General features: G+C 67.8%; 22 protein-coding genes. 18 read left to right on the top strand and 4 right to left on the bottom strand.

The annotated features are described in order from the left end of the window. Nucleotides 1-111 precede the first annotated feature (111 nt). Nucleotides 112-1095, bottom strand: coding sequence for a malate dehydrogenase (locus tag AQ610_RS22050; protein WP_006028603.1), 984 nt, complete (start codon nt 1093-1095; stop codon nt 112-114). 297 nt (nt 1096-1392) lie between these two features. Here AQ610_RS22050 and AQ610_RS22055 point away from each other — a divergent pair, with 297 nt between their 5' ends. The 7 genes from AQ610_RS22055 (at nt 1393) to gltA (ending at nt 7313) form a co-directional block, all read left to right on the top strand. Continuing rightward, complete coding sequence (locus tag AQ610_RS22055; RefSeq protein ID WP_080595196.1) at nt 1393-2193, top strand: GntR family transcriptional regulator; 801 nt, start codon at nt 1393-1395, stop codon at nt 2191-2193. A gap of 199 nt (nt 2194-2392) precedes the next feature. Then, nucleotides 2393-2809 carry a succinate dehydrogenase, cytochrome b556 subunit gene (gene sdhC / locus AQ610_RS22060; RefSeq protein ID WP_006028605.1) on the top strand — a complete coding sequence of 139 codons (417 nt, stop codon included), beginning with the start codon at nt 2393-2395 and terminating at the stop codon, nt 2807-2809. Nucleotides 2810-2813: 4 nt separating this feature from the next. Further along, nucleotides 2814-3182, top strand: coding sequence for a succinate dehydrogenase, hydrophobic membrane anchor protein (sdhD, locus tag AQ610_RS22065; protein ID WP_006028606.1), 369 nt, complete (start codon nt 2814-2816; stop codon nt 3180-3182). A 4-nt stretch (nt 3183-3186) separates the two neighbouring features. Then, the gene (gene sdhA, locus AQ610_RS22070) at nt 3187-4962 is read left to right on the top strand and encodes a succinate dehydrogenase flavoprotein subunit (protein ID WP_009915682.1); all 1776 of its coding nucleotides are present in this window, start codon (nt 3187-3189) and stop codon (nt 4960-4962) included. Between the two features lie 21 nt (nt 4963-4983). Next, nucleotides 4984-5685 (top strand): succinate dehydrogenase iron-sulfur subunit, encoded by a 702-nt coding sequence (locus AQ610_RS22075; RefSeq protein ID WP_006028608.1) that lies wholly within the window; start codon nt 4984-4986, stop codon nt 5683-5685. 1 nt (nt 5686) lies between these two features. After that, on the top strand, nt 5687-5959 hold the full coding sequence (locus tag AQ610_RS22080) for an FAD assembly factor SdhE (RefSeq protein ID WP_006028609.1): 273 nt from the start codon (nt 5687-5689) through the stop codon (nt 5957-5959). A 52-nt stretch (nt 5960-6011) separates the two neighbouring features. Continuing rightward, entirely contained in the window at nt 6012-7313 is a 1302-nt protein-coding gene (gene gltA / locus AQ610_RS22085; protein WP_009915680.1) for a citrate synthase, read from the top strand. Between the two features lie 97 nt (nt 7314-7410). Here gltA and AQ610_RS22090 read toward each other — a convergent pair whose 3' ends face one another. Beyond that, nucleotides 7411-8379, bottom strand: a complete 969-nt coding sequence (locus tag AQ610_RS22090) for a helix-turn-helix domain-containing protein (RefSeq protein WP_006028611.1) — start codon at nt 8377-8379, stop codon at nt 7411-7413. 75 nt (nt 8380-8454) lie between these two features. Here AQ610_RS22090 and AQ610_RS22095 point away from each other — a divergent pair, with 75 nt between their 5' ends. Both AQ610_RS22095 and AQ610_RS22100 read left to right on the top strand, forming a co-directional pair. Continuing rightward, on the top strand, nt 8455-8844 hold the full coding sequence (locus AQ610_RS22095) for a VOC family protein (RefSeq protein ID WP_015602997.1): 390 nt from the start codon (nt 8455-8457) through the stop codon (nt 8842-8844). A gap of 233 nt (nt 8845-9077) precedes the next feature. After that, the gene (locus AQ610_RS22100; RefSeq protein ID WP_009915676.1) at nt 9078-10322 is read left to right on the top strand and encodes a DUF1479 domain-containing protein; all 1245 of its coding nucleotides are present in this window, start codon (nt 9078-9080) and stop codon (nt 10320-10322) included. 90 nt (nt 10323-10412) lie between these two features. Here AQ610_RS22100 and mdeB read toward each other — a convergent pair whose 3' ends face one another. After that, nucleotides 10413-13145: an alpha-ketoglutarate dehydrogenase gene (gene mdeB / locus AQ610_RS22105; protein WP_006028614.1), complete on the bottom strand. Its 2733-nt coding sequence runs from the start codon at nt 13143-13145 to the stop codon at nt 10413-10415. A 169-nt stretch (nt 13146-13314) separates the two neighbouring features. On the opposite strand from mdeB, the gene AQ610_RS22110 reads away from it, so the two are divergent. The 5 genes from AQ610_RS22110 (at nt 13315) to leuB (ending at nt 17487) form a co-directional block, all read left to right on the top strand. Further along, entirely contained in the window at nt 13315-13842 is a 528-nt protein-coding gene (locus AQ610_RS22110) for an Lrp/AsnC family transcriptional regulator (protein ID WP_006028615.1), read from the top strand. Nucleotides 13843-14039: 197 nt separating this feature from the next. Next, nucleotides 14040-15449 (top strand): 3-isopropylmalate dehydratase large subunit, encoded by a 1410-nt coding sequence (gene leuC / locus AQ610_RS22115; protein ID WP_006028616.1) that lies wholly within the window; start codon nt 14040-14042, stop codon nt 15447-15449. Further along, nucleotides 15446-15595: an entericidin A/B family lipoprotein gene (locus tag AQ610_RS22120; RefSeq protein WP_373281606.1), complete on the top strand. Its 150-nt coding sequence runs from the start codon at nt 15446-15448 to the stop codon at nt 15593-15595. Before leuC ends, AQ610_RS22120 begins: the two co-directional genes overlap by 4 nt. A 77-nt stretch (nt 15596-15672) precedes the next feature. Next, complete coding sequence (gene leuD / locus AQ610_RS22125; protein ID WP_006028617.1) at nt 15673-16323, top strand: 3-isopropylmalate dehydratase small subunit; 651 nt, start codon at nt 15673-15675, stop codon at nt 16321-16323. Between the two features lie 96 nt (nt 16324-16419). After that, nucleotides 16420-17487 carry a 3-isopropylmalate dehydrogenase gene (gene leuB, locus AQ610_RS22130; protein ID WP_009915672.1) on the top strand — a complete coding sequence of 356 codons (1068 nt, stop codon included), beginning with the start codon at nt 16420-16422 and terminating at the stop codon, nt 17485-17487. Between the two features lie 181 nt (nt 17488-17668). Here leuB and AQ610_RS22135 read toward each other — a convergent pair whose 3' ends face one another. Further along, on the bottom strand, nt 17669-17830 hold the full coding sequence (locus tag AQ610_RS22135) for a hypothetical protein (protein ID WP_009915671.1): 162 nt from the start codon (nt 17828-17830) through the stop codon (nt 17669-17671). Here AQ610_RS22135 and asd point away from each other — a divergent pair. From asd to AQ610_RS22155, 4 genes are all read left to right on the top strand, one after another. Then, nucleotides 17829-18950, top strand: a complete 1122-nt coding sequence (gene asd, locus AQ610_RS22140) for an aspartate-semialdehyde dehydrogenase (protein ID WP_009915670.1) — start codon at nt 17829-17831, stop codon at nt 18948-18950. The two genes, AQ610_RS22135 and asd, sit on opposite strands and share 2 nt — an antisense overlap. A 135-nt stretch (nt 18951-19085) precedes the next feature. Continuing rightward, a complete protein-coding gene (locus AQ610_RS22145) occupies nt 19086-21506 on the top strand; it encodes a FimV/HubP family polar landmark protein (RefSeq protein WP_006028620.1) in 2421 nt (806 codons plus the stop codon). Continuing rightward, nucleotides 21506-22318: a tRNA pseudouridine(38-40) synthase TruA gene (gene truA, locus AQ610_RS22150; protein ID WP_009915663.1), complete on the top strand. Its 813-nt coding sequence runs from the start codon at nt 21506-21508 to the stop codon at nt 22316-22318. The genes AQ610_RS22145 and truA overlap by 1 nt, the downstream gene beginning before the upstream one ends. Further along, on the top strand, nt 22315-23076 hold the full coding sequence (locus tag AQ610_RS22155) for a phosphoribosylanthranilate isomerase (RefSeq protein WP_006028622.1): 762 nt from the start codon (nt 22315-22317) through the stop codon (nt 23074-23076). The genes truA and AQ610_RS22155 overlap by 4 nt, the downstream gene beginning before the upstream one ends. The last annotated feature ends 45 nt before the right edge of the window (nt 23077-23121 follow it).

Here is a 23121-nt window from a genome sequence, read left to right on the forward strand (position 1 = left end):
GCCCGCGCGAATCGGATATCGACTCGATTCGCGCGGCCGGCGCGGCTGGGCGCGACGCCCGGGCGCCGGCTCGGCCGGGCCGCCGCGGCGCGGCGGGCCCGGCCAGGCGCATTACTTCAGCAGGTGGGCGACGCCGTCGCGCTCTTCGAGCAGCTCGGCGAGCGTGCCGTCCATCTTCTCGCGCGAGAACGCGTCGATCTCGAGGCCTTCGACGCGCTTGTACTCGCCGTTTTCGCAGACGACCGGCACGCCGTAGATGATGTCCTCGGGGATGCCGTACGAGCCGTCCGACGGGATGCCCATCGTGACCCACTTGCCGTTCGTGCCGAGCACCCAGTCACGCACGTGGTCGATCGCCGCGTTGGCCGCCGACGCCGCCGACGACAGGCCGCGCGCCTCGATGATCGCCGCGCCGCGCTTGCCGACGGTCGGGATGAACGTGTTGCGGTTCCATTCGTCGTCGTTGATGAGCTTCAGCAGCGATTCGCCTTCGGCGCTCGCGAAGCGGAAGTCGGGGTACATCGTCGGCGAGTGGTTGCCCCACACGGCGAGCTTCTCGATCGACGCGACCGGCTTGCCCGCCTTGGCGGCGAGCTGCGACAGCGCGCGGTTGTGGTCGAGGCGCAGCATGGCCGTGAAGTTCTTCTTCGGCAGATCCGGCGCCGACTTCATCGCGATGTACGCGTTCGTGTTGGCCGGGTTGCCGACCACCAGCACCTTCACGTCGCGGCTCGCGACTTCGTTCAGCGCCGCGCCCTGGACCGTGAAGATCTCGGCGTTCGCCGACAGCAGGTCCTTGCGCTCCATGCCCTTCGAGCGCGGACGCGCGCCCACCAGCAGCGCGACGTCGGCGTCCTTGAACGCGACCTTCGGGTCGTCGGTGATCACGACGCCCGCGAGCAGCGGGAACGCGCAATCGTCCAGCTCCATCACGACGCCTTTGACGGCGGCTTGGGCTTGCGGGAGGTCGAGCAGTTGCAGGATGACCGGCTGATCCTTGCCGAGCAGGTCGCCGTTCGCGATGCGGAACAGCAGCGAGTAAGCGATCTGACCTGCGGCGCCGGTGACGGCAACGCGCTTTGCGGGCTTAGCCATTGAAAATCTCCAGGACATTGAGCGTGGGACGCTAGGGAAAACGCCATTCTATGCGCGTTACGCGAAGCGTTGCTTTAAAGCAGGGCGGAGGACTCGCGGCATGCTGCGCGACGACGCCTGAAGATAGGCAGAGGCACGTGGCCCGGGACGCGCAGCAGCCCCGCGAACCCTTGCTCGACCCGGAGTTTAGGAGTCGGGGCGGGTAAAGTCAAACGGTATCTTATGTCTTATATAAGACAGATGTTTTCGAGGGAAAAATCTGGACGAAAAAGCGCGATTCGTGATGAAATGCGCGCCATGACTTCCAATCAGGCGAGCGCACCCAATCCGAACGGCCAGGCCGGCTCCACGCAGCCCGGCGGCGAGGCCGCGGCCGCGCCATCGCCCACTTTCAGCCCGCTCTACCGGCAGATCAAGGCGCTCATCACGCAGAGCCTCGAGGCGGGCGAGTGGAAGCCCGGCGAGATCATCCCGAGCGAAGTCGAGCTCGCCGGCCGGTACAAGGTGAGCCAGGGCACGGTGCGCAAGGCGATCGACGAACTCGCGGCCGACAACCTGCTCGTGCGCCGCCAGGGCAAGGGCACGTTCGTCGCGACCCACAGCGAGGAGCGCGCGCAATTCCGGTTCCTGCGCCTGCTCGCCGACGACGGCGCCGAGCATCCGCACGTGAGCCGCCTGCTCGAATGCCGGCGGATGCGCGCCCCCGCCGAGATCGCGCGCCAGCTCGACCTGAAGCCCGCCGATCCCGTCGTCCAGGTGCGGCGCGTGCTCGAGTTCGACGGTGCCGACACGGTGCTCGACGAAATCTGGCTGCCGGGCGCGATGTTCCGCGGGCTCACATTCGAGCGCCTGAGCGAATACAAGGGGCCGCTCTACGCGATGTTCGAGAGCGAGTTCGGCACGCGGATGATTCGCGCGAGCGAGAAGATTCGCGCGATCGCGGCCGAGCCCGCCGTCGCGGACGTGCTCCGCGTGCCGCCCGGCTTCCCGCTCCTGTCGGTCGAGCGCGTGTCGTACACGTATGGCGATCGTCCCGTCGAAGTGCGGCGCGGATGGTATGTCACAACCGGGTACTACTATCAGAACGATTTGAGCTGAAATTCGGATTCAAGGTAAGGCTTAGCCTGAACCAAGGTAAGGCGAAACGACAGGTAATTGCGCACCCCATGCGCATAGCACGTTTCGCGGCGCGTTTATACCGTGAATTGCAACGCTCCAGAGCAGAGCTTTCGCTGCAGCGCGAAATAAAAAGGCGCTAAAATCACGGATTAGTGTGACAACATAGTAGGGGTCTAGCATGTCTGAAACAGTAAGAAAACCGAGGCCGGAGTACCGGAACATCGGGTTCGGCGACATCACGCTCAAGTACCGCATGCCGCTCGCGGCCCGGGTTTCGATCCTGCACCGGGTCAGCGGCGCTCTGCTGTTCCTGTTCCTTCCTTTCCTGCTGTACCTCTTCGACCAGAGCCTCACGTCCGAACTCAGCTTCGAAGTCTTCAAGGCCTTCCTCTCCAACATCATCGTCAAGCTGATCGTCCTCGCGCTGTCGTGGGCGTTCCTGTTCCACTTCTGCGCCGGCATCCGCCATCTGATGATGGACATGAACCACGACGCGGTGTCGAAGGAACGCGGCCAGAAGACGTCGGTCGTCGTGTTCGCGGTGTCGACCCTTCTCACGATCGCCGTCGCGCTCAAACTGTTCGGAGCATTTTAAGAAAATGGCAGCGAATAACCGTATCGGCTCGAAGCGCCTCGTCGTCGGCGCTCACTATGGTCTGCGCGACTGGCTCGCGCAGCGCGTCACCGCCGCCGTGATGGCGATCTACACCGTCATCCTGCTCGTCTGGTTCTTCACCGCGCGCGATTTCTCGTACGAGGGCTGGGCGTCGATCTTCGCGACGCAATGGATGAAGCTCGCGACCTTCGTCACGCTGCTTTCGCTCTTCTATCACGCCTGGGTCGGCGTGCGCGACATCTGGATGGACTACATCAAGCCCGTCGGTGTGCGCCTGCTGCTGCAATCGCTGACGATCGTCTGGCTGCTCGCGTGCGCGGGCTACGCTGCGCAGATTCTCTGGAGAGTTTAAAAGAATGGCTGCAATCAAAACTTCCCTGCCGCGTCGCAAGTTCGACGTGGTGATCGTCGGCGCGGGCGGCTCGGGGATGCGCGCGTCGCTGCAACTGTCGCGCGCGGGCCTCTCCGTCTGCGTGCTGTCGAAGGTGTTCCCGACCCGTTCGCACACGGTCGCCGCGCAAGGCGGGATCGGCGCGTCGCTCGGCAACATGAGCGAAGACAACTGGCACTATCACTTCTACGACACGATCAAGGGCTCCGACTGGCTCGGCGACCAGGACGCGATCGAGTTCATGTGCCGCGAAGCGCCGAACGTCGTATACGAGCTCGAGCACTTCGGCATGCCGTTCGACCGCAACGCGGACGGCACGATCTACCAGCGCCCGTTCGGCGGCCACACGGCCAACTACGGCGAGAAGCCCGTCCAGCGCGCGTGCGCGGCGGCCGACCGCACCGGCCACGCGCTGCTGCACACGCTGTACCAGCAGAACGTCGAGGCGAAGACGCAGTTCTTCGTCGAATGGATGGCGCTCGACCTGATCCGCGACGCGGACGGCGACGTGCTCGGCGTGACGGCCCTCGAAATGGAAACGGGCGACGTCTACATCCTCGAAGGCAAGACGACCCTGTTCGCCACGGGCGGCGCGGGCCGGATCTTCGCGGCGTCGACCAACGCGTTCATCAACACGGGCGACGGCCTCGGCATGGCGGCCCGCTCGGGCATCGCGCTGCAGGACATGGAATTCTGGCAATTCCACCCGACGGGCGTCGCGGGCGCGGGCGTGCTGATCACCGAAGGCGTGCGCGGCGAAGGCGGCATCCTGCGCAACGCGAACGGCGAGCGCTTCATGGAGCGCTACGCGCCGACGCTGAAGGATCTCGCGCCGCGCGATTTCGTGTCGCGCTCGATGGACCAGGAAATCAAGGAAGGCCGCGGCGTGGGGCCGAACAAGGACCACGTGCTGCTCGACCTGTCGCACATCGGCGCCGAGACGATCATGAAGCGTCTGCCGTCGATCCGCGAAATCGCGCTGAAGTTCGCGAACGTCGACTGCATCAAGGAACCGATTCCGGTCGTGCCGACGATCCACTACCAGATGGGCGGCATCCCGACCAACATCCACGGCCAGGTGGTCGGCACGTCGCGCGACCACAAGGAGCCGGTCAACGGCTTCTACGCGGTGGGCGAATGCTCGTGCGTGTCCGTGCACGGCGCGAACCGCCTCGGCACGAACTCGCTGCTCGACCTCGTCGTGTTCGGCCGCGCGGCCGGCAACCACATCGTCGAGCACGTGAAGAACCAGAAGGAGCACAAGCCGCTGCCGGCCGACGTCGCCGAATTCTCGCTGTCGCGCCTCGCGAAGCTCGAGAAGTCGACGTCGGGCGAGTACACGCAGGACATCGCGAACGACATCCGCTCGACGATGCAGAAGCACGCCGGCGTGTTCCGCACGTCCGCGCTGCTCAAGGAAGGCGTCGAGCAGATGGCGGGCCTGAAGGAGCGCGTCGCCAACGTCCACCTGAAGGACAAGTCGAAGGTGTTCAACACCGCGCGCGTCGAAGCGCTCGAGCTCGCGAACCTGATCGAGGTCGCGCGCGCGACGATGGTGTCGGCGGAGGCGCGCAAGGAAAGCCGCGGCGCGCACGCGCACAGCGACTACGAGCACCGCGACGACGAGAACTGGCTGCGTCACACGCTCTGGTACAGCGAAGGCGATCGCCTCGACTACAAGCCCGTCCAAATGAAGCCGCTGACGGTCGAGTCCGTGCCGCCGAAGGCGCGTACGTTCTAAGCCAGCGCAAAGGAATCTGAAATGGCAAAACGCATTTTCGAAATCTACCGCTACGATCCGGACAAGGACGCCGCGCCGCGCATGCAGACGTATGAGCTGGAGCTCCAGCACGAGCGCATGCTGCTCGACGCGCTCGTCAAGCTGAAGTCGGTCGACGAGACGCTGTCGTTCCGCCGCTCGTGCCGCGAAGGCGTGTGCGGCTCGGACGCGATGAACATCAACGGCAAGAACGGCCTCGCGTGCCTGACGAACCTGAACGACCTGCCGCAGAAGATCGTGCTGCGTCCGCTGCCGGGCCTGCCCGTCGTGCGCGACCTGATCTGCGACTTCACGCAGTTCTTCAACCAGTACCACTCGATCCGCCCGTACCTGATCAACGACGAGCCGCCGCCCGAGAAGGAGCGCCTGCAGTCGCCGGAAGAGCGCGACGAGCTCGACGGCCTCTACGAGTGCATTCTGTGCGCGAGCTGCTCGACGTCGTGCCCGAGCTTCTGGTGGAATCCGGACAAGTTCGTCGGCCCGGCGGGCCTCTTGCAGGCGTATCGCTTCATCGCGGACAGCCGCGATCGCGCGACGGGCGAGCGCCTCGACAACCTCGACGATCCGTACCGTCTGTTCCGCTGCCATACGATCATGAACTGCGTCGACGTGTGCCCGAAGGGCCTGAACCCGACCAAGGCGATCGGCAAGATCAAGGAATTGATGGTTCGTCGCGCGGTCTGACATGAGCGAATCGTCGCATCAATCCGACCCGCATCGCCGCGCGCGGCTTCGCTGGCGCGCGCGGCGCGGTCTGCTGGAGAACGATCTGATTTTCGAGCGTTTCTTCGCCAGACACGAGCACGACCTCAGCGACGCAGACGTGAGCGCACTGTCGCGCTTGCTGGATCTAAGCGACAACGACCTGATGGACTTGCTGCTCGCGCGCAAGGAACCAGAAGGCGACCTTGCCAGCCCGGACATGTCCAGGCTGCTGGAGATGCTGCGCAGCGTTTGAGAGCGTTGTGCCCGTTATCGAATCCGTTTCTATTTTCGATTGAGGATGTGTCATGACCCCGTCTGATGTTAAAGCCACGCTATCGTTCAGCGATAACTCGCCGAGCGTAGAACTGCCGATCTACAAGGGTACGATGGGCCCCGACGTGATCGATATCCGCAAGCTGTATGGCCAGACCGGCAAGTTCACTTACGACCCGGGTTTCATGTCGACGGCAGCTTGCAATTCGGCGATCACGTACATCGACGGCGACAAGGGCGAACTGCTGTACCGCGGCTACCCGATCGACAATCTCGCTCAAAACGCGGACTTCCTCGAATCCTGCTATCTGCTGCTGAAGGGAGAGCTGCCGAACGCGGCGCAGAAGAAGGAGTTCGTCGCCACCGTCACGAAGCACACGATGGTGCACGAGCAGATGCAGTTCTTCTTCCGCGGCTTTCGCCGTGACGCGCACCCGATGGCGATTCTCGTCGCCGCGGTCGGCGCGCTGTCCGCGTTCTACCACGACTCGCTCGACATCAACGATCCGCGTCACCGCGAAGTGTCGGCGATCCGCATGATCGCGAAGCTGCCGACGCTCGTCGCGATGGCATACAAGTACAGCATCGGCCAGCCGTTCGTGTATCCGCGCAACGATCTGTCGTACAGCGCGAACTTCATGCGCATGATGTTCGCGAACCCGTGCGAGGAATACCAGGTCAACGACGTGCTCGTCCGCGCGCTCGACCGCATCCTGATCCTGCACGCCGATCACGAGCAGAACGCGTCGACGTCGACGGTCCGTCTCGCCGGCTCGTCCGGTGCGAACCCGTTCGCGTGCATCGCGGCCGGCATCGCGTGTCTGTGGGGCCCGGCGCACGGCGGTGCGAACGAAGCCGCGCTGAACATGCTCGAGCAGATCGGCACGCCGGAAAACATTCCCGAGTTCATCAAGCAGGTGAAGGACAAGAACTCGGGCGTGAAGCTGATGGGCTTCGGCCACCGCGTGTACAAGAACTACGATCCGCGCGCGAAGCTGATGCGCGAAACGTGCTACGAAGTGCTCAACGAGCTGGGCCTGCACGACGATCCGCTGTTCAAGCTCGCGATGCAGCTCGAGAAGATCGCGCTCGAAGACGAATACTTCGTGTCGCGCAAGCTGTATCCGAACGTCGATTTCTACTCGGGCATCGTCCAGCGCGCGCTCGGCATCCCGACGTCGATGTTCACGTGCATCTTCGCGATGGCGCGCACGGTCGGCTGGATCGCGCAGTGGAACGAGATGATCGCCGATCCCGAGCAGAAGATCGGCCGTCCGCGGCAGCTCTTCATCGGCGAAACGCCGCGCACGGCGAAGCCGATCGATCAGCGCTGATCGACGGCGCGCGTCGCGTGCGGGCGGGTTGCCGCGCGCCATGTGCGCAACGTGCAATGAAACACCCCGACGGGTCGCCCGTCGGGGTGTTTCTTTTTCAGCGGCCGGTTTTGCCGGTGCGCGGCGGGCCGTGGTCGAGCGAAGGCGGGCGCGCGTCGATGCTGGCTGCATTCGCCGGCGCGTCATCGGGCGCGCGGCCGTGCTCGGCGAGGAGTCGACGGTACGCGCGCGGCGTCATCCGGCGCGCGGCGAGGAACTGACGATTGAAATTCGCGAGGTTCCCGTAGCCGGAGCGCGTCGCGACGAGCGACACGGGCCAGTCGGTCGACGCGAGCAGCCGCGCCGCGTGCGCGAGCCGCAGCCGCTGCAGGTAGCGCCCGATGCTCTCGCCGACGTGTTGCGCGAAGCGCCGCTGCAGCGAGCGCTCGGACAGGTGCGCGAGCGTCGCGAGCTCGGCGACGCGCAGCGGCTCGTGAAAGCGGCGGTCGAGCAGATCGAGCACGCGATCGAGCCGCTCGGCCTCGGGCGCGAGCGCTGCGCCCGAGGCCGCGCGGTAGGCGGCGGCCGTTGCGAGCGGCGCCGCGGGCGCGTCGGCGAGGAACGCGAGCACGTCGAGCGCGGCCGCGAGCCGCACGCGCGGCGCACGATCGACGAGCGCGGGCAGCCGCGCGCGCATGTCGGCGGCGGCGTTTGGCGCGAACGCGAGCCCGGGCGCGGCCCGGCGCAGCAGCGTGCGCAGGCCGGCGAATTCCGGGCAGCAGTCGGCGACGCGTTGCGCCCAGTCGCCGTCGAACCACAGGACGAGCGCGACGAGCGGCTCGTCAGGATCGAGGCGCTCGTCCGACGCCCACGTATGCGGCAGGTTCGGCGGCACGAGCACGAGATCGTCGCCCGCGTAATCGGCGACGTGATCGCCGACGAAGCGCTTGCCGCGGCTATTGAGCGTGAGCGTCAGCTCGTATTCCGGGTGGTGGTGCCATTCGAACGGAATTCGCGCGAGCCGGCGCCGATAGACGCGCACCGAGCAGCCGTCGGGAATCGCGACTCGCTCGTAGCGCGGCTTCATGTCCGCCTCCGTTCGCTCGCGCGCGGCGCGCGCATGGCATCATCGTCGGGTTTCGACGACACAGGAGGCACGCAAATGTTTTCACATGTCTGCATGGGCGTAACCGACGTGGAACGCGCTTTCGCGTTCTACGCGCCGTTGATGGAAGCGTTGCAGCTCGACCTCAAGTTTCGCGATCCGCACGGCTGGACGGGCTGGAAGCCGGCCGATGCGGCGCGGCCGCTGTTCCTGATCGGCCGGCCGTTCGATGGCGCGCCGCACGCGCCCGGCAACGGCCAGATGACCGCGTTCCTCGCGGCGAACCGCGCAACCGTCGATCGCGTGTACGCGCTCGCGCTGCGGGCGGGCGGCACGAGCGAAGGCGCGCCGGGCTTGCGGCTGCATTACCACCCGAACTACTACGGCGCGTATTTTCGCGATCCTGACGGCAACAAGCTGTGCGTATGCTGCCACGAGCCGGCGTAGCTGTGCGCGTCGCCGCGCTGAGGCGGGTGCGCGCGCCGGCGTTCGGACAGCCCCGTCGACGATCGCCCTGGATTCGGGGCGAGCGGGCAGGCTGTCGGTCCCGGCCGGACGCTTGGCGTCATCGTATCGATAGTTGGCGGGATGGCATCGCTTTGGACGGTTCGGGCGATCTACGCTGAATGCCCGCGTTGCATTGCGCGGCGCCCATTCAGATCAGATCCAGGAGACATCCGATGCCGTTACATATCGACGACCTGCCGGCGGCGATCCGCACGACGAAAGCCACGCTGCGCGCCGCATTGCCGAACCGCACGCAGGTGTTTCGCGAGCTGGAAGGCGAGATTGCGCGGCAGGCCGACGCGATCCTCACCGATCGCGCCCAGGGCCGCGATACCGTCCCCGTGCTGCATTTCGCCGACGTTGCCGCGAACCGCGTCGATCCGGCGTCGCTCGCCGCGCTCAAGACGCGCGGCGCGTGCGTGATCCGCGGCGTGTTCGACGCGCGGCAGGCGAGCGACTGGAACGACGAGATCGCCGTGTACGTCGAGTCGAACCGGCTCGACGACAAGCTCGCGCATCGCGCCGAGGACCGCTATTTCGGCGCGCTCGCGTCGAGCAAGCCGCAGATCTACGGCGTCTACTGGTCGAAGCCGCAGATCGCCGCGCGCCAGTCGCCCGCGCTCACGCAGGCGCGCGTGTTCTTGAACCGACTGTGGCGCGCGCAAGGCGAAGGGCGGGCGCACTTCGATCCGGCGCGTGTGCCGGCCTATGCAGACCGCATCCGCCGGCGGCCGCCGGGTTCGTCGTCGCTCGGCCTGTCGCCGCACGTCGACGGCGGCTCCGTCGAGCGCTGGCTCGGGCCGAACTTCCGGCGCGTGTACCGGCACGTGCTCGCGGGCGACTGGCGTGCGTACGACCCGTTCGACGCGGCGTTCCGGCCGGACGTCGAGGAGATTCCGTCGCCCGCCGTCTGCTCGATGTTCCGCACGTTCCAGGGTTGGACCGCGCTTACGCCGCAAGGGCCGGGCGACGGCACGCTGCAACTGATTCCGGTCGCGAACGCGATGGCCTACATCGTGCTGCGCGCGCTGCAGGACGACGTGCCCGACGACGACCTGTGCGGCGCGCAGCCGGGGCGCGCGCTGTCGGTGCTGCCGGCGTGGCATGCGCCGCTGCTCGCGGCGCTCGTGCCGATTCCGCCGATGGAGCCGGGCGATGCGGTGTTCTGGCATGGCGACGTCGTGCATGCGGTCGAGGATGCGCATCGCGGAACCGGTTACAGCAACGTGATGTACATCGCGTCGGCGCCGGGCTGCGTGAAGAACGACGCCTATCTGAAGCGGCAATTGCCGAGCTTCCTGCGCGGCGAGAGCCCGCCGGATTTTCCGGCCGATCACTTCGAGACGGATTTCGCCGGGCGTGCGCTGGCGGACGATCTGACCGCGCTGGGGCGGGAGCAGATGGGGTTGGGTGCGTGAAGCGCGGGCGCCGTCGGCGGGCTGCGCGATCCGTGCCTCCGCTCGCTCGCCGAAGCGCATCGAGACGCCGCACGCGCCGAATCCGCGTCGTCACCGTTCCCAGGGCGGCGTGCGCGGCGCGTCCTGCTTGCCGTACCGCGCGATCGCATCGCGCACGACCGCGCGCGCGACGACCCCATCGTCGGCGAGCGCATGCAGCGCCGCGATCGCGATCGATGCGCGATCGACCTCGAAGAACGCGCGCAGCGCCTGGCGCGTGTCGCTGCGGCCGAAGCCGTCGGTGCCGAGCGTCACGTAGCGGCGCGGCACGTACGCGCGAATCAGCTCGGGCAGCGCGCGCGCGTAGTCGGTTGCGGCGATCACGGGCCCTTGCGTCGCGGCAAGCGCCGACGCGACGTAGGACGCCGGCGCGCGCCCGCTCGCTCCGTCGGCATCGTCGGCGCCGAACAGGCGCTGCGCGCGCTCGGCCGCGATGCCGTCGCGCTGCAGCTCGGTGAAGCTCGTCACGCTCCAGACGGCCGCATCGATCCGCCAGTCGTCGCGCAGCAGGCGCGCGGCCGCCTGCACTTCGCCGAGAATCGCGCCCGAGCCGAGCAACTGCACGCGCGCGCCGGGCAGCGCGGCCGCATCGAGCGGATACATGCCCTTCAGGATGCCGTCGCGCGCCGCGTCGAGCCGGTCCGCGGGCAGCGGCGGCTGTGCGTAGTTCTCGTTCGTGACGGTCAGGTAGTAGAGCGTGTCGCGCTGCCGCTCGACCATCTCGCGCATCCCTTCGTCGACGATCACCGCGACTTCGTACGCGAACGCCGGGTCCCACGCGCGGCAGTTCGGCACCGTCGACGCCGCGAGATGGCTCGTGCCGTCCTGGTGCTGGAGCCCTTCGCCGCCGAGCGTCGTCTTGCCCGACGTCGCGCCGATCAGGAAGCCGCGCGCGCGCTGGTCGGCCGCGGCCCAGATCAGATCGCCGATCCGCTGGAAGCCGAACATCGAGTAGTAGATGTAGAACGGCAGCATCGGCAGGTCGTGCACGCTGTACGACGTCGCCGCCGCGATCCACGACGACATCGCGCCCGCTTCCGAGATCCCTTCCTCGAGGATCTGCCCGCGCGTGTCCTCGCGGTAGTAGAGCATCGAGCCGAGGTCTTCGGGCTCGTAGCGCTGGCCGAGCGGCGAATAGATGCCGACTTGCCGGAACAGGTTCGCCATCCCGAACGTGCGCGCCTCGTCGGCGACGACGGGCACGATGCGCGGCCCGAGCGTCGCGTCCTTCAGCACGCCGCCGAGCATCCGCACGATCGCCATCGTCGTCGACATCTCGCGGCCGCCGTCGAGCGCGAATTGCCCCCAGGAAGGCAGCGACGGCACGGTCAATGCCGTCGTCGCCGCGGTCCGCCTTCTGGGCAGACAGCCTCCCAGGGCAGCCCGGCGCGCATGCAGGTAGCGCATCTCCGGGCTGTCTTCCGCGGGCTTGCAGAAACGCAGTTGCGCGACGTCTTCGTCCGTGAGCGGCAGCCGGAAACGGTCGCGGAACGCGAGCAGGTGCTCGACGTCGAGCTTCTTCTGCTGATGGGTCGTCATCCGGCCCTGGCCGGTCGCGCCCATGCCGAAGCCCTTCATCGTCTTCGCGAGAATCACCGTCGGCCGGCCCTCGTGCCGGACGGCGCGGTCATACGCGGCGTACAGCTTGCGCGCGTCGTGGCCGCCGCGGCGCAGCCGGTCGATATCCTCGTCGCGCAGATGCGCGACGAGTGCCGCGAGCGCGTCGTCCTGGCCGAAGAAGCGCGCGCGGTTGTACGCGCCGTCATTCGCCGAAAACGTCTGGAACTGGCCGTCGACCGTCTGCGCGAACGCGCGCGCGAGCGCGCCCGTCGCGTCGCGCGCGAAGAGGGCATCCCAGTCCGAGCCCCACAGCACCTTGATCACGTTCCAGCCGGCGCCCGCGAACTGCGATTCGAGCTCGTCGACGATGCGGCCGTTGCCGCGCACCGGGCCGTCGAGGCGCTGCAGGTTGCAGTTGATCACAAACACGAGATTGTCGAGCCCCTCGCGCGCGGCGAGCGACAGCGCGCCGATCGATTCGGGCTCGTCCATCTCGCCGTCGCCGAAGAAGCCCCACACCTTGCGGCCGTCGGTGCGCAGCAGGCCGCGGTTCTGCAGGTAGCGCATGAAGCGCGCCTGGTAGATCGCGTTGATCGGCCCGATGCCCATCGAGCCCGTCGGGAACTGCCAGAAATCGGGCATCAGCCACGGGTGCGGGTACGAGCAGAGGCCCGGCCCGGCGATCTCGCGCCGGTAGTGCTCGAGCTGCGCATCGCTCAGGAAGCCTTCGAGGTACGCGCGCGCGTAGACGCCCGGCGACGAATGCGGCTGGAAATAGACGAGATCGCCGCCCGACGCGTCGCCCGCCGCGCGGAAGAAGTGGTTGAAGCCGACCTCGAACAGATCGGCGGCCGACGCGTAGCTCGCGATGTGGCCGCCGAGCTCGCCATACGCGCGGTTCGCGCGGACCACCATCGCGAGCGCGTTCCAGCGCAGCACCGCCGCGAGGCGCTCCTCGAGCTGCGGGTCGCCCGGATACGGCGGCTCTTCGTCGACGGGGATCGTGTTCACGTACGGCGTCGCGCTCGCGTGCGGCGGCGCGAGCCGGCGGCGCGCCGCGTGCTCGGCGAGCCGCGCGAGCAGATACTGCGCGCGCTCCGCGCCCGCGTGCGCGACGACGCCGTCGAGCGCGTCCAGCCATTCGGCGGTTTCCTGCGGATCGGTGTCGTCGTGGCGGCGCGCGGTCGCGAGGACCGGGCGGATTCCGTTCGATAAATCGTTCATGCGCGGCTCCGGGCGGGTTCGAGGTGGCGACAGCGGGTGGAGACAGCAGCGGCAACAGTCATCAAGGTTATCCATCGAGCCGCAGAATGTGCATCTCTTTTGCGTGGGATTTGGGTTCCGTGTAACGTATAAATTCCTGAAAAATCGCCGTTTTCGGAATATTTGCACGATGAGCGCACCTTCTCGCCGGCTGGACCGGATCGACATCGGCATCCTGAACCAACTGCAGCAGAACGCGCGGATCACGAACGCCGAGCTCGCGCGCGCGGTGAACCTGTCGCCGACGCCGTGCTTCAACCGCGTCCGTGCGCTCGAGAAGCTCGGGCTCATCAAGCAGCAGGTGACGCTGCTGAATCCGGAGCCGCTCGGGCTGCGGATCAACGTGTTCATTCAGGTGAGCCTCGAGAAGCAGGCGGAGGATGCGCTGCGCCGCTTCGAGGAGGCGATTGACAAGCGCCCCGAGGTGATGGAGTGCTATCTGATGTCGGGCGACGCCGATTACCTGCTGCGCGTCGTCGTGCCGAGCATGAAGAGCCTCGAACGCTTCATCCTCGATCAACTGACGACGATTCCGGGCGTGTCGAACATCCGCTCGAGCTTCGCGCTGAAGCAGGTCCGCTACCGGACCGCGCTGCCGCTGCCGGCGGACGGGCTCACGCTCGCCGACGGCGACGACGAGCCGCAGGAATGGGTGTGAGCGCGGCGTTCGCGGTTTTGCCGGCGCGAACGCGTCCGGAGGTAGCCGGGTAATTCTGATACCCGTATCGGATGTACCATTCAACTCACTGTTTTTTATGGGTTTTTTCGTTTTCCTGGTACAAGAGTGCGCGCTTCGCGTGGCATAATTGACCGCATCCGAACGCTTGTTCGCCGTTACAACGACCCCGCATACCCATGGCACAGACGCTCTACGACAAATTGTGGAATTCGCACGTCGTCCACACCGAAGAGGACGGCACCGCATTGCTCTATATCGATCGCCAACTGCTGCACGAAGTCACGAGCCCGCAGGCGTTCGAAGGGCTGAAGCTCGCGCAGCGCCCGGTGTGGCGGATCAGCGCGAACCTCGCGGTGTCCGACCACAACGTGCCGACCACCGACCGCAGCCACGGCATCGCCGATCCGGTGTCGAAGCTGCAGGTCGACACGCTCGACGCGAACTGCGACGCATACGGCATCACGCAATTCAAGATGAACGACGTGCGCCAGGGCATCGTCCACATCATCGGCCCCGAGCAGGGCGCGACGCTGCCCGGCATGACGATCGTGTGCGGCGATTCGCACACGTCGACGCACGGCGCGTTCGGCGCGCTCGCGCACGGCATCGGCACGTCGGAAGTCGAGCACGTGCTCGCGACGCAGACTCTGCTGCAGAAGAAGAGCAAGAACATGCTCGTGAAGGTCGAGGGCCAACTGCCGCGCGGCTGCACCGCGAAGGACATCGTGCTCGCGATCATCGGCAGGATCGGCACCGCGGGCGGCACCGGCTACGCGATCGAATTCGGCGGCTCGACGATCCGCGCGCTGACGATGGAGGGCCGGATGACGGTCTGCAACATGGCGATCGAGGCGGGCGCGCGCGCCGGCATGGTCGCCGTCGACGACACGACGGTCGACTACCTGAAGGGCCGTCCGTTCGTGCCGACGGGCGCGGAGTGGAATCAGGCGGTCGAGTACTGGAAGACGTTCAGGTCCGACGAAGGCGCGCAGTTCGACCGCGTCGTCGAGCTGAACGCGGCGCAGATCGTCCCGCAGGTCACGTGGGGCACGTCGCCGGAGATGGTCACGTCGATCGACGGCCGCGTGCCCGATCCCGAGCGCGAGAAGGACCCGGTCAAGCGCGACGCGATGGAGCGCGCGCTTGCGTACATGGCGCTCGCGCCGAACACGCCGATCGAGGCGATCAAGGTCGACAAGATCTTCATCGGCTCGTGCACGAACGCGCGCATCGAGGACATCCGCGCGGCCGCGTATGTCGTGAAGAAACTCAATCGCCGCGTCGCGCCGAACGTGCGGCTCGCGATGGTCGTGCCGGGCTCGGGCCTCGTGAAGGCGCAGGCCGAGCGCGAAGGGCTCGACAAGGTGTTCACCGAAGCCGGCTTCGAATGGCGCGAGCCGGGCTGCTCGATGTGCCTCGCGATGAACGCCGACCGGCTCGAGCCGGGCGAGCGCTGCGCGTCGACGTCGAACCGCAACTTCGAGGGGCGTCAGGGCCAGGGCGGCCGCACGCATCTCGTCAGCCCGGCGATGGCCGCGGCGGCGGCGATCGAAGGCCACTTCGTCGACATTCGCCAGTTGGGGTGAGCATGGACGCAGCGGTTTTCCGGCGCATTGCCGCCGTGTTCGCGCTGGCGGGCTTCGTGTTCGGCCTCGCCGGCTGCAACACGGTCGCGGGCGTGGGCGAGGACATCAACGCCGCCGGCCGCGCGATCAAGCGCGCGGCGGACTGACGGCGCGCGCGAGCGCGCCGATTCGGGATTCGATTTCGCCGGCACTTGCGGCCGGCCTCCAATCTGGTTGACGGATCATGGAAAAATTCAATGTGCATACCGGCGTCGTGGCGCCGCTCGATCGCGAGAACGTCGACACCGACGCGATCATTCCGAAGCAGTTCCTGAAGTCGATCAAGCGCACGGGCTTCGGCCCGAACGCGTTCGACGAGTGGCGCTATCTCGATCATGGCGAGCCCGGCCAGGACAACTCGAAGCGTCCGCTGAACCCGGACTTCGTGCTGAACCAGCCGCGCTACCAGGGCGCGTCGATCCTGCTCGCGCGCAAGAACTTCGGCTGCGGCAGCTCGCGCGAGCATGCGCCGTGGGCGTTGCAGCAGTACGGCTTCCGCGCGATCGTCGCGCCGAGCTTCGCCGACATCTTCTTCAACAACTGCTACAAGAACGGGCTCTTGCCGATCGCGCTGACCGAGCAGCAGGTCGATCACCTGTTCAACGAGACGGTCGCGTTCAACGGCTACCAACTGACGGTCGACCTCGACGCGCAGGTCGTGCGCGCGCCGGACGGCCGCGAATATCCGTTCGAGATCACCGCGTTCCGCAAGTACTGCCTGCTGAACGGCTTCGACGACATCGGCCTCACGCTGCGCCACGCGGACAAGATCCGCCAGTTCGAGGTGGAGCGGCTCGCGAAGCAGCCGTGGCTCGACAACCGGCTGATCGGCTGACCGACGTCCTGCGTTTCTCGCGCGAGCGCGCGGGCCGTGCATCGCGGCGCGCTCGCGTCGCCCGAATCCCACCATTCATCTAGTCAGGAATTTCGCATGAAGATTGCAGTGCTGCCCGGCGACGGCATCGGTCCGGAAATCGTCAACGAAGCGGTGAAGGTGCTGAACGCGCTCGACGAGACGTTCGAACTGGAAGAAGCGCCCGTCGGCGGCGCGGGCTACGAGGCGAGCGGCCATCCGCTGCCCGACGCGACGCTCAAGCTCGCGAAGGAAGCGGACGCGATCCTGTTCGGCTCGGTCGGCGACTGGAAGTACGATTCGCTCGAGCGCGCGCTGCGGCCCGAGCAGGCGATCCTCGGCCTGCGCAAGCACCTCGGGCTGTTCGCGAACTTCCGCCCGGCGATCTGCTACCCGCAGCTCGTCGATGCGTCGCCGCTGAAGCCCGAGCTCGTCGCGGGCCTCGACATCCTGATCGTGCGCGAGCTGAACGGCGACATCTATTTCGGCCAGCCGCGCGGCGTGCGCGCCGCGCCGGACGGCCCGTTCGCGGGCGAGCGCGAAGGCTTCGACACGATGCGCTACTCGGAGCCGGAAGTGCGCCGCATCGCCCATGTCGCGTTCCAGGCGGCGCGCAAACGCGCGAAGAAGCTGCTGTCGGTCGACAAGTCGAACGTGCTCGAGACGTCGCAGTTCTGGCGCGACGTGATGATCGACGTGTCGAAGGAATACGCGGACGTCGAGCTGTCGCACATGTACGTCGACAACGCGGCGATGCAGCTCGCGAAGGCGCCTAAGCAGTTCGACGTGATCGTGACGGGCAACATGTTCGGCGACATTCTGTCCGACGAGGCGTCGATGCTGACGGGCTCGATCGGCATGCTGCCGTCCGCGTCGCTCGACAGGAACAACAAGGGCCTGTACGAGCCGTCGCACGGCTCCGCGCCGGACATCGCGGGCAAGGGCGTCGCGAACCCGCTCGCGACGATCCTGTCGGCCGCGATGCTGCTGCGCTACTCGCTGAGCCGCGCGGAGCAGGCGGACCGGATCGAGCGCGCGGTCAGGACGGTGCTCGAGGCGGGCTACCGGACGTCCGACATCGCGACGCCGGGCTGCAACAAGGTCGGCACGACGGCGATGGGCGACGCGGTGGTCGCGGCGCTGTAAGCGCCGCTAGCCCGGCAAGCGGGCCGCGCGCCTGAGCGCGGCTCGCCGCCGCAAGGCGGCGCGGCGGCTGCGAAAACGGGGTCCGTCCGGCTTTTCCGGCCGTTGTGCGGCCCCTCAGGTTTGTGTAGACTCGAATGATGGCGACTTCCCTGATCTCCCCGGTCTCGAAACTCCACGGCAATCAAGCCCGTGCGGGTGCGCGCGCCATCGTCATCGGCAAAATCACCATCATCACGAAAACGATCACGAAAATCTGATCGTCGTCCGTCGTGCCCGCCTGTTTCCCCGCGCGGTCGCGCCGGGGACGGAAAAGGCGGGGAAGCTCCAGCAAAGGGTTACTCATGAACGTAGGTCTCGTAGGTTGGCGCGGCATGGTCGGCAGCGTGCTGATGCAGCGCATGCAGGAAGAAGGCGATTTCGATCTGATCGAGCCGGTGTTTTTCAGCACCAGCAACGCGGGCGGCAAGGCGCCGTCGTTCGCGAAAAACGAGACCACGCTCAAGGATGCGACGAGCATCGACGACCTGAAGAAGTGCGACGTGATCATCACGTGCCAGGGCGGCGATTACACGAACGACGTCTTCCCGAAGCTGCGCGCGGCCGGCTGGAACGGCTACTGGATCGACGCGGCTTCGGCGCTGCGGATGAACGGCGACGCGGTGATCGTTCTCGATCCCGTGAACCTGAACGTGATCAAGGACGCGCTCGTCAAGGGCACGAAGAACTTCATCGGCGGCAATTGCACGGTCAGTCTGATGCTGATGGCGCTCGGCGGCCTGTTCCGCGAGAACCTCGTCGACTGGATGACGGCGATGACGTACCAGGCCGCGTCGGGCGCGGGCGCGCAGAACATGCGCGAGCTGCTCGCGCAGATGGGCGCGCTGAACGGCGCGGTGGCGGCGCAGCTCGCCGATCCGGCGTCGGCGATCCTCGACATCGACCGCCGCGTGCTCGCCGCGATGAACGGCGACGCGATGCCGACCAGCCAGTTCGGCGTGCCGCTCGCGGGCTCGCTGATTCCGTGGATCGACAAGGATCTCGGCAACGGGATGTCGCGGGAAGAATGGAAGGGCGGCGCGGAAACCAACAAGATCCTCGGCAAGCCGGCGATGGGCGAGCCGGGCTCGATTCCGGTCGATGGCCTGTGCGTGCGGATCGGCGCGATGCGCTGCCACTCGCAGGCGCTCACGATCAAGCTCACGAAGGACGTGCCGCTCGACGAGATCAACGGCATCCTCGCATCGGCGAACGACTGGGTGAAGGTCGTGCCGAACGAGCGCGACGCGTCGATGCGCGATCTGTCGCCGGCGAAGGTGACGGGCACGCTGTCGGTGCCGGTCGGCCGCCTGCGCAAGCTCGCAATGGGTGGCGAATACCTGTCGGCATTTACCGTCGGCGATCAATTGTTGTGGGGCGCGGCCGAGCCGCTGCGCCGGATGCTGCGCATTCTGCTCGACAAGTAAAGTAAACTACGCGATTACGACGCGTACACAACCCGAAAGCGTCGCGTTTCACGCGACGCTTTTTTTATTTGCGGTCCGATTTTGTCTCAATCCAAACGCGAACTCAGGCCGCGTCATGCCGCGGCAACCAAGCCGATGACGCTTCGATTCCTTTCTTCGACGACGATCTCCGATGGCCTGCCGTCCGCGCGGCGCGCAGTCGCGGTCGCCGTTCTCGCGCTGGCCGGCGCGAGCGCCGCCTACGCGGCTCCGGATGCGGCGAGTGCCGCGGCGGCCGACCAGGCCGCGCCGCTCACGATCACCGTGCGGCCGGGGCAGTCGCTCAACGACATTGCCGTTGCCGTCACGCAATCGCACGATCCCGGCGTGCTGGCGCGCGCGGGCCGCGCGCTCTTCGACGCGAATCCGCAGGCGTTCATGAAGCGCGATCCGAGCCGCCTGAAGATCGGCGCGCAGTTGACCGTGCCGGCGCTCGACGCGACGGGCGCTGCGGCCGGCACGGCTGCAAGCGGCGCGGCGGCGAGTGGCGCGCCGGCGGCTTCGGCGGTTTCGGCAATTGCCGGCGCGGCGTCGCATGCGGGCGCATCGGCCGCGCCGGCTGCGGCGTCGCATCCGGCAGCATCGCATGCCGCGGCGGCAAGCGGCGCGACGGCGTTCGCGGCTTCCGGCGCAACCGGCTCGGCCTTCGGCGCGAACGGCGCGTCGGCGCCCGGCGCGGCGTCGGTGCACGCATCGTCGGCGGCCGCTCAAGTGGTGGCGTCTGCGGCTCAAGCGGCGGCGCCTGCGGCTTCGTCCGGCGTCGGCAGCGCGCACGTCTGGAGCGGCTCGATTCAGCAAGCGCCGGCCGGCGCGAACGGCGCGTCGGCGGCCGGCGCGGAGGCATTGCTCGCGCCCGGGGCCGCGAGTCATGGGCTGTCGGGTTCGGCCGCGCAGGCGGCGACGGGTGCCTCGCAGGCGCGACCGTCGAGCCTGCAGCAGTTGCTCGCACTGAAGAATCGCGTGCTGATGGAGTTGCAGAAACACGGAATCGGCAAGCCTGCCGCGAACGTCGCGCCTGCGCCGGCGCCCGCGGCGGGGAGTGCGCAGAAGCCGCAGGCGAGCGCCTCGGCCGGTACGGCGACGTCAGCGCCGACATCGGCGTCGGCGAGTGCCGAAGCCGCCGCATCCGAAGCCGCGGCCGGATCGGCGACGAGCGCCGCGTCCGCATCCACCGCGACGCCGCCCGTGAGCGCTTCGCCGCGCGCGGCAGCGCCGCAGGTGCCGTTCAACACGGGCGCCGCGATCGCGGTCGGTGCGGCGGTCGTCGCGCTGATCGCGGGCTTCGCGCTGCGCCGACGCAAGAAGGGCGCGTCCGCCGACGCGATCGAGCCGGGCGCGTTCACGCCGGCGCCCGCGCTCGATCCGGACGCGGTTGCCGCGATCGCCGGCGCGCCGGCCGGGCCGGATGCGAAGGAAGAAGACCGGCACGATAGGGACGACGAGGCCGACAGGGGCGGGCGAGGCGTGACGGCTGCCGCCGCGCAGCACGCGCCCTTGCCGCGGGGACCGGAGCCATCGCCGGCTGCCGACGAGGACGCCGCGCCGGCTCGCGAGCCGCAAGCGCCGGCCGTCGAGCCGCTGACGCTGAAGATCCCGGGCCCGGACGAGCAGGGCGGCGCGCCGCACGCGCCCGAATCGACCGGCGACAAGCCGTCCGGCGTTCCGCAGACGGGCGCGAAGCTGGCGCCGCACGCATGGCGACAGGCGTTTCCGAGCGACGCGATCGCGGCGCTCGACAGTCTCGACATGCCGTTGCCGCCGCGCGAGTCGACATCGACCGATGCGGACCAGGCGGCGCAATTGCAACATGCCGAGCCGACCGATTCTCGCGGTGCGCAAAGTGCAACTAACGGTCCACCCGCCGCCCATCCGCCAATTGGCGCGGAAAATCCGCGTGGAGCGCAAACACATGGTGAAGCAGCAGGGGCGTCGGACCTTGACGGGGTCGAATCGTTTGACGACGACGCCCGCGTCGCGCCGCGGCAGACGGAAGGGGACGCTGCGGGGCCTGGCGAAACCGGGCGCGACGACGGCCAGGCGCAAGCCGCGCCGCTCCCGGCCGGCGATGTGCCACAGCCGCCGCGAGCCACCGCGCTGCACGAAGCCGCGACGCCGCGCATCGAACCGCCGGACGCGCCGCCCGCGCACGCCGAGCCGCCGTCCGCGGCCCCGCGGCCGCCCGGCGCATCGTTCGCCGCGCCGGTGCCGGCCGAGCCGGGCCATGCGCCGGCCGCGCAGACGGCGAACCCGCCGCCGCTCGGCGTCGCGCAATTCGGCGCGCTGAACCTCGATTTCGACCTCGAGTTGCCGTCCGGCCCGAGCGCGTCGCTGCCGGCGTTCACGCCCGAGGCGCTCGCGAAGATCGCGCGCAACAAGCTCGAGCTCGCGTCCGAATACGTCGAACTCGGTGACTTAGCCGGCGCGCGCACGCTGCTGCACGAAGTGATCGAAGCCGATCACGCCGACACGCGCGACGAAGCGCGCGTGATGCTCGCAAAACTCGCCGATCTGTCGTGATGAGAATCGCACTCGGCATTCAGTACGACGGCGCGGCGTTCTGCGGCTGGCAGTCGCAGCCGCACGGCAAGACCGTCCAGGACTCGCTCGAGGCGGCGCTCGCGGAATTCGCGCAGACGTCGCTGCACACGACGGTCGCCGGCCGCACCGACACCGGCGTGCACGGCCTCGGCCAGGTCGTCCATTTCGATACCGACCTCGATCGCGCGGATTTCTCGTGGGTGCGCGGCACGAACGCGTTCCTGCCGTCGACGATCGCGGTGCAGTGGGCGAAGCCGATGCCGGACACGTTCCACGCGCGCTTCGCCGCGTACGAGCGCACCTATTACTACGCGCTGTACGTGCATCCGGTGCGCTCGCCGATGCTCGCGGGGCGCACGGGCTGGGTCCACACGCCGCTCGACATCGACGCGATGCGCGAAGCGGCCGGCCACCTCGTCGGCGAGCACGATTTCTCGGCGTTCCGCTCGTCCGAGTGCCAGGCGAAATCGCCCGTCAAGCATCTGTACCAGATCGGCATCCGCCCCGACGGCGATTTCATCCATTTCCGCTTCCGCGCGAGTGCATTTCTGCACCACATGGTGCGCAACCTGATGGGCTGCCTCGTCGCGGTGGGGCGCGGCCGCTATCCGGCGTCGTGGCTCGCCGACGTGCTCGAGAGCCGCGACCGCGATTGCGCGGCGCCGACTTTCATGCCCGAAGGGCTCTATCTCGCGCACGTCGGCTATCCGGCCGAATTCGCGGTGCCGCCCGCGCAGCTCGGCAGCGTGCCGTGGAGCAGCGTGTGGGCCGATCTGGACGGACGACCATGACGACCGATACGACCCATCCGGCCCATCCGGCCCATCCGGCCGTTGCGACGACGACCGACGCGCCTGCCGCCGGCGCGCACGGCGACACGGGCGGCGACGCGCCGCCGCCGCGCACGCGGATCAAGCTCTGCGGGCTGTCGAAGGCGGGCGACGTCGACTGGGCGGCCGAACTCGGCGCCGACGCGATCGGCCTCGTGTTCTACCCGAAGAGCCCGCGTGCGGTGACGCTCGAGCAGGCGGCCGCGCTCGCCGCGCGCGTGCCGCCGTTCGTGTCGGTCGTCGGGCTGTTCGTCAATCCGACCGAGGACGAGATCGCGCGCGTCGCGAACGCAGTGCCGCTCACGCTGCTGCAATTCCACGGCGACGAGACGCCCGAACAGTGCGCATCGCTCGCCGCGGCGGCGCGGCTGCCGTGGCTGCGCGCGCTGCGCGTGGGCGTGGCGAGCCGGCCGGCCGATTTGGTAGAATCGGCACTTCACTATTCGGCAGCCCGCGGCCTGTTGTTCGACACGCTCGTCGAGCACTACGGCGGCAGCGGCAAGGTCTTCGATTGGTCACTTATCCCAGCAGAGCTCGCGCGTCGGGCCGTTTTGAGTGGTGGGTTGAACGCGCAAAACGTCGGTGACGCGATCCGTCAGGTGCGTCCGTTCGCGGTCGATGTCTCGAGCGGCATCGAAGCGCCGGGCGCGAAGGGCGTGAAGGATCGCGCCCGCATGGCGGCGTTCGTGCGCGCAGTGCGCGAAGCGGACGCCGGGTGATGCCAGTCCGCGCGGCGGGCGCCGGAATCGAGAATCCGGCGCCCG

The sequence above is a fragment of the Burkholderia humptydooensis genome, from assembly GCF_001513745.1.
GTDB classification, from domain to species: Bacteria; Pseudomonadota; Gammaproteobacteria; order Burkholderiales; family Burkholderiaceae; genus Burkholderia; species Burkholderia humptydooensis.

What these genes read in the sequence shown, in the direction of transcription:
- AQ610_RS22050 (WP_006028603.1), bottom strand. Translation starts at nt 1,095, where the DNA reads ATGGCTAAGCCCGCAAAGCGCGTTGCCGTCACCGGCGCCGCAGGTCAG.
- AQ610_RS22055 (WP_080595196.1), top strand. Translation starts at nt 1,393, where the DNA reads ATGACTTCCAATCAGGCGAGCGCACCCAATCCGAACGGCCAGGCCGGC.
- sdhC (WP_006028605.1), top strand. Translation starts at nt 2,393, where the DNA reads ATGTCTGAAACAGTAAGAAAACCGAGGCCGGAGTACCGGAACATCGGG.
- sdhD (WP_006028606.1), top strand. Translation starts at nt 2,814, where the DNA reads ATGGCAGCGAATAACCGTATCGGCTCGAAGCGCCTCGTCGTCGGCGCT.
- sdhA (WP_009915682.1), top strand. Translation starts at nt 3,187, where the DNA reads ATGGCTGCAATCAAAACTTCCCTGCCGCGTCGCAAGTTCGACGTGGTG.
- AQ610_RS22075 (WP_006028608.1), top strand. Translation starts at nt 4,984, where the DNA reads ATGGCAAAACGCATTTTCGAAATCTACCGCTACGATCCGGACAAGGAC.
- AQ610_RS22080 (WP_006028609.1), top strand. Translation starts at nt 5,687, where the DNA reads ATGAGCGAATCGTCGCATCAATCCGACCCGCATCGCCGCGCGCGGCTT.
- gltA (WP_009915680.1), top strand. Translation starts at nt 6,012, where the DNA reads ATGACCCCGTCTGATGTTAAAGCCACGCTATCGTTCAGCGATAACTCG.
- AQ610_RS22090 (WP_006028611.1), bottom strand. Translation starts at nt 8,379, where the DNA reads ATGAAGCCGCGCTACGAGCGAGTCGCGATTCCCGACGGCTGCTCGGTG.
- AQ610_RS22095 (WP_015602997.1), top strand. Translation starts at nt 8,455, where the DNA reads ATGTTTTCACATGTCTGCATGGGCGTAACCGACGTGGAACGCGCTTTC.
- AQ610_RS22100 (WP_009915676.1), top strand. Translation starts at nt 9,078, where the DNA reads ATGCCGTTACATATCGACGACCTGCCGGCGGCGATCCGCACGACGAAA.
- mdeB (WP_006028614.1), bottom strand. Translation starts at nt 13,145, where the DNA reads ATGAACGATTTATCGAACGGAATCCGCCCGGTCCTCGCGACCGCGCGC.
- AQ610_RS22110 (WP_006028615.1), top strand. Translation starts at nt 13,315, where the DNA reads ATGAGCGCACCTTCTCGCCGGCTGGACCGGATCGACATCGGCATCCTG.
- leuC (WP_006028616.1), top strand. Translation starts at nt 14,040, where the DNA reads ATGGCACAGACGCTCTACGACAAATTGTGGAATTCGCACGTCGTCCAC.
- leuD (WP_006028617.1), top strand. Translation starts at nt 15,673, where the DNA reads ATGGAAAAATTCAATGTGCATACCGGCGTCGTGGCGCCGCTCGATCGC.
- leuB (WP_009915672.1), top strand. Translation starts at nt 16,420, where the DNA reads ATGAAGATTGCAGTGCTGCCCGGCGACGGCATCGGTCCGGAAATCGTC.
- asd (WP_009915670.1), top strand. Translation starts at nt 17,829, where the DNA reads ATGAACGTAGGTCTCGTAGGTTGGCGCGGCATGGTCGGCAGCGTGCTG.
- AQ610_RS22135 (WP_009915671.1), bottom strand. Translation starts at nt 17,830, where the DNA reads ATGAGTAACCCTTTGCTGGAGCTTCCCCGCCTTTTCCGTCCCCGGCGC.
- AQ610_RS22145 (WP_006028620.1), top strand. Translation starts at nt 19,086, where the DNA reads ATGACGCTTCGATTCCTTTCTTCGACGACGATCTCCGATGGCCTGCCG.
- truA (WP_009915663.1), top strand. Translation starts at nt 21,506, where the DNA reads ATGAGAATCGCACTCGGCATTCAGTACGACGGCGCGGCGTTCTGCGGC.
- AQ610_RS22155 (WP_006028622.1), top strand. Translation starts at nt 22,315, where the DNA reads ATGACGACCGATACGACCCATCCGGCCCATCCGGCCCATCCGGCCGTT.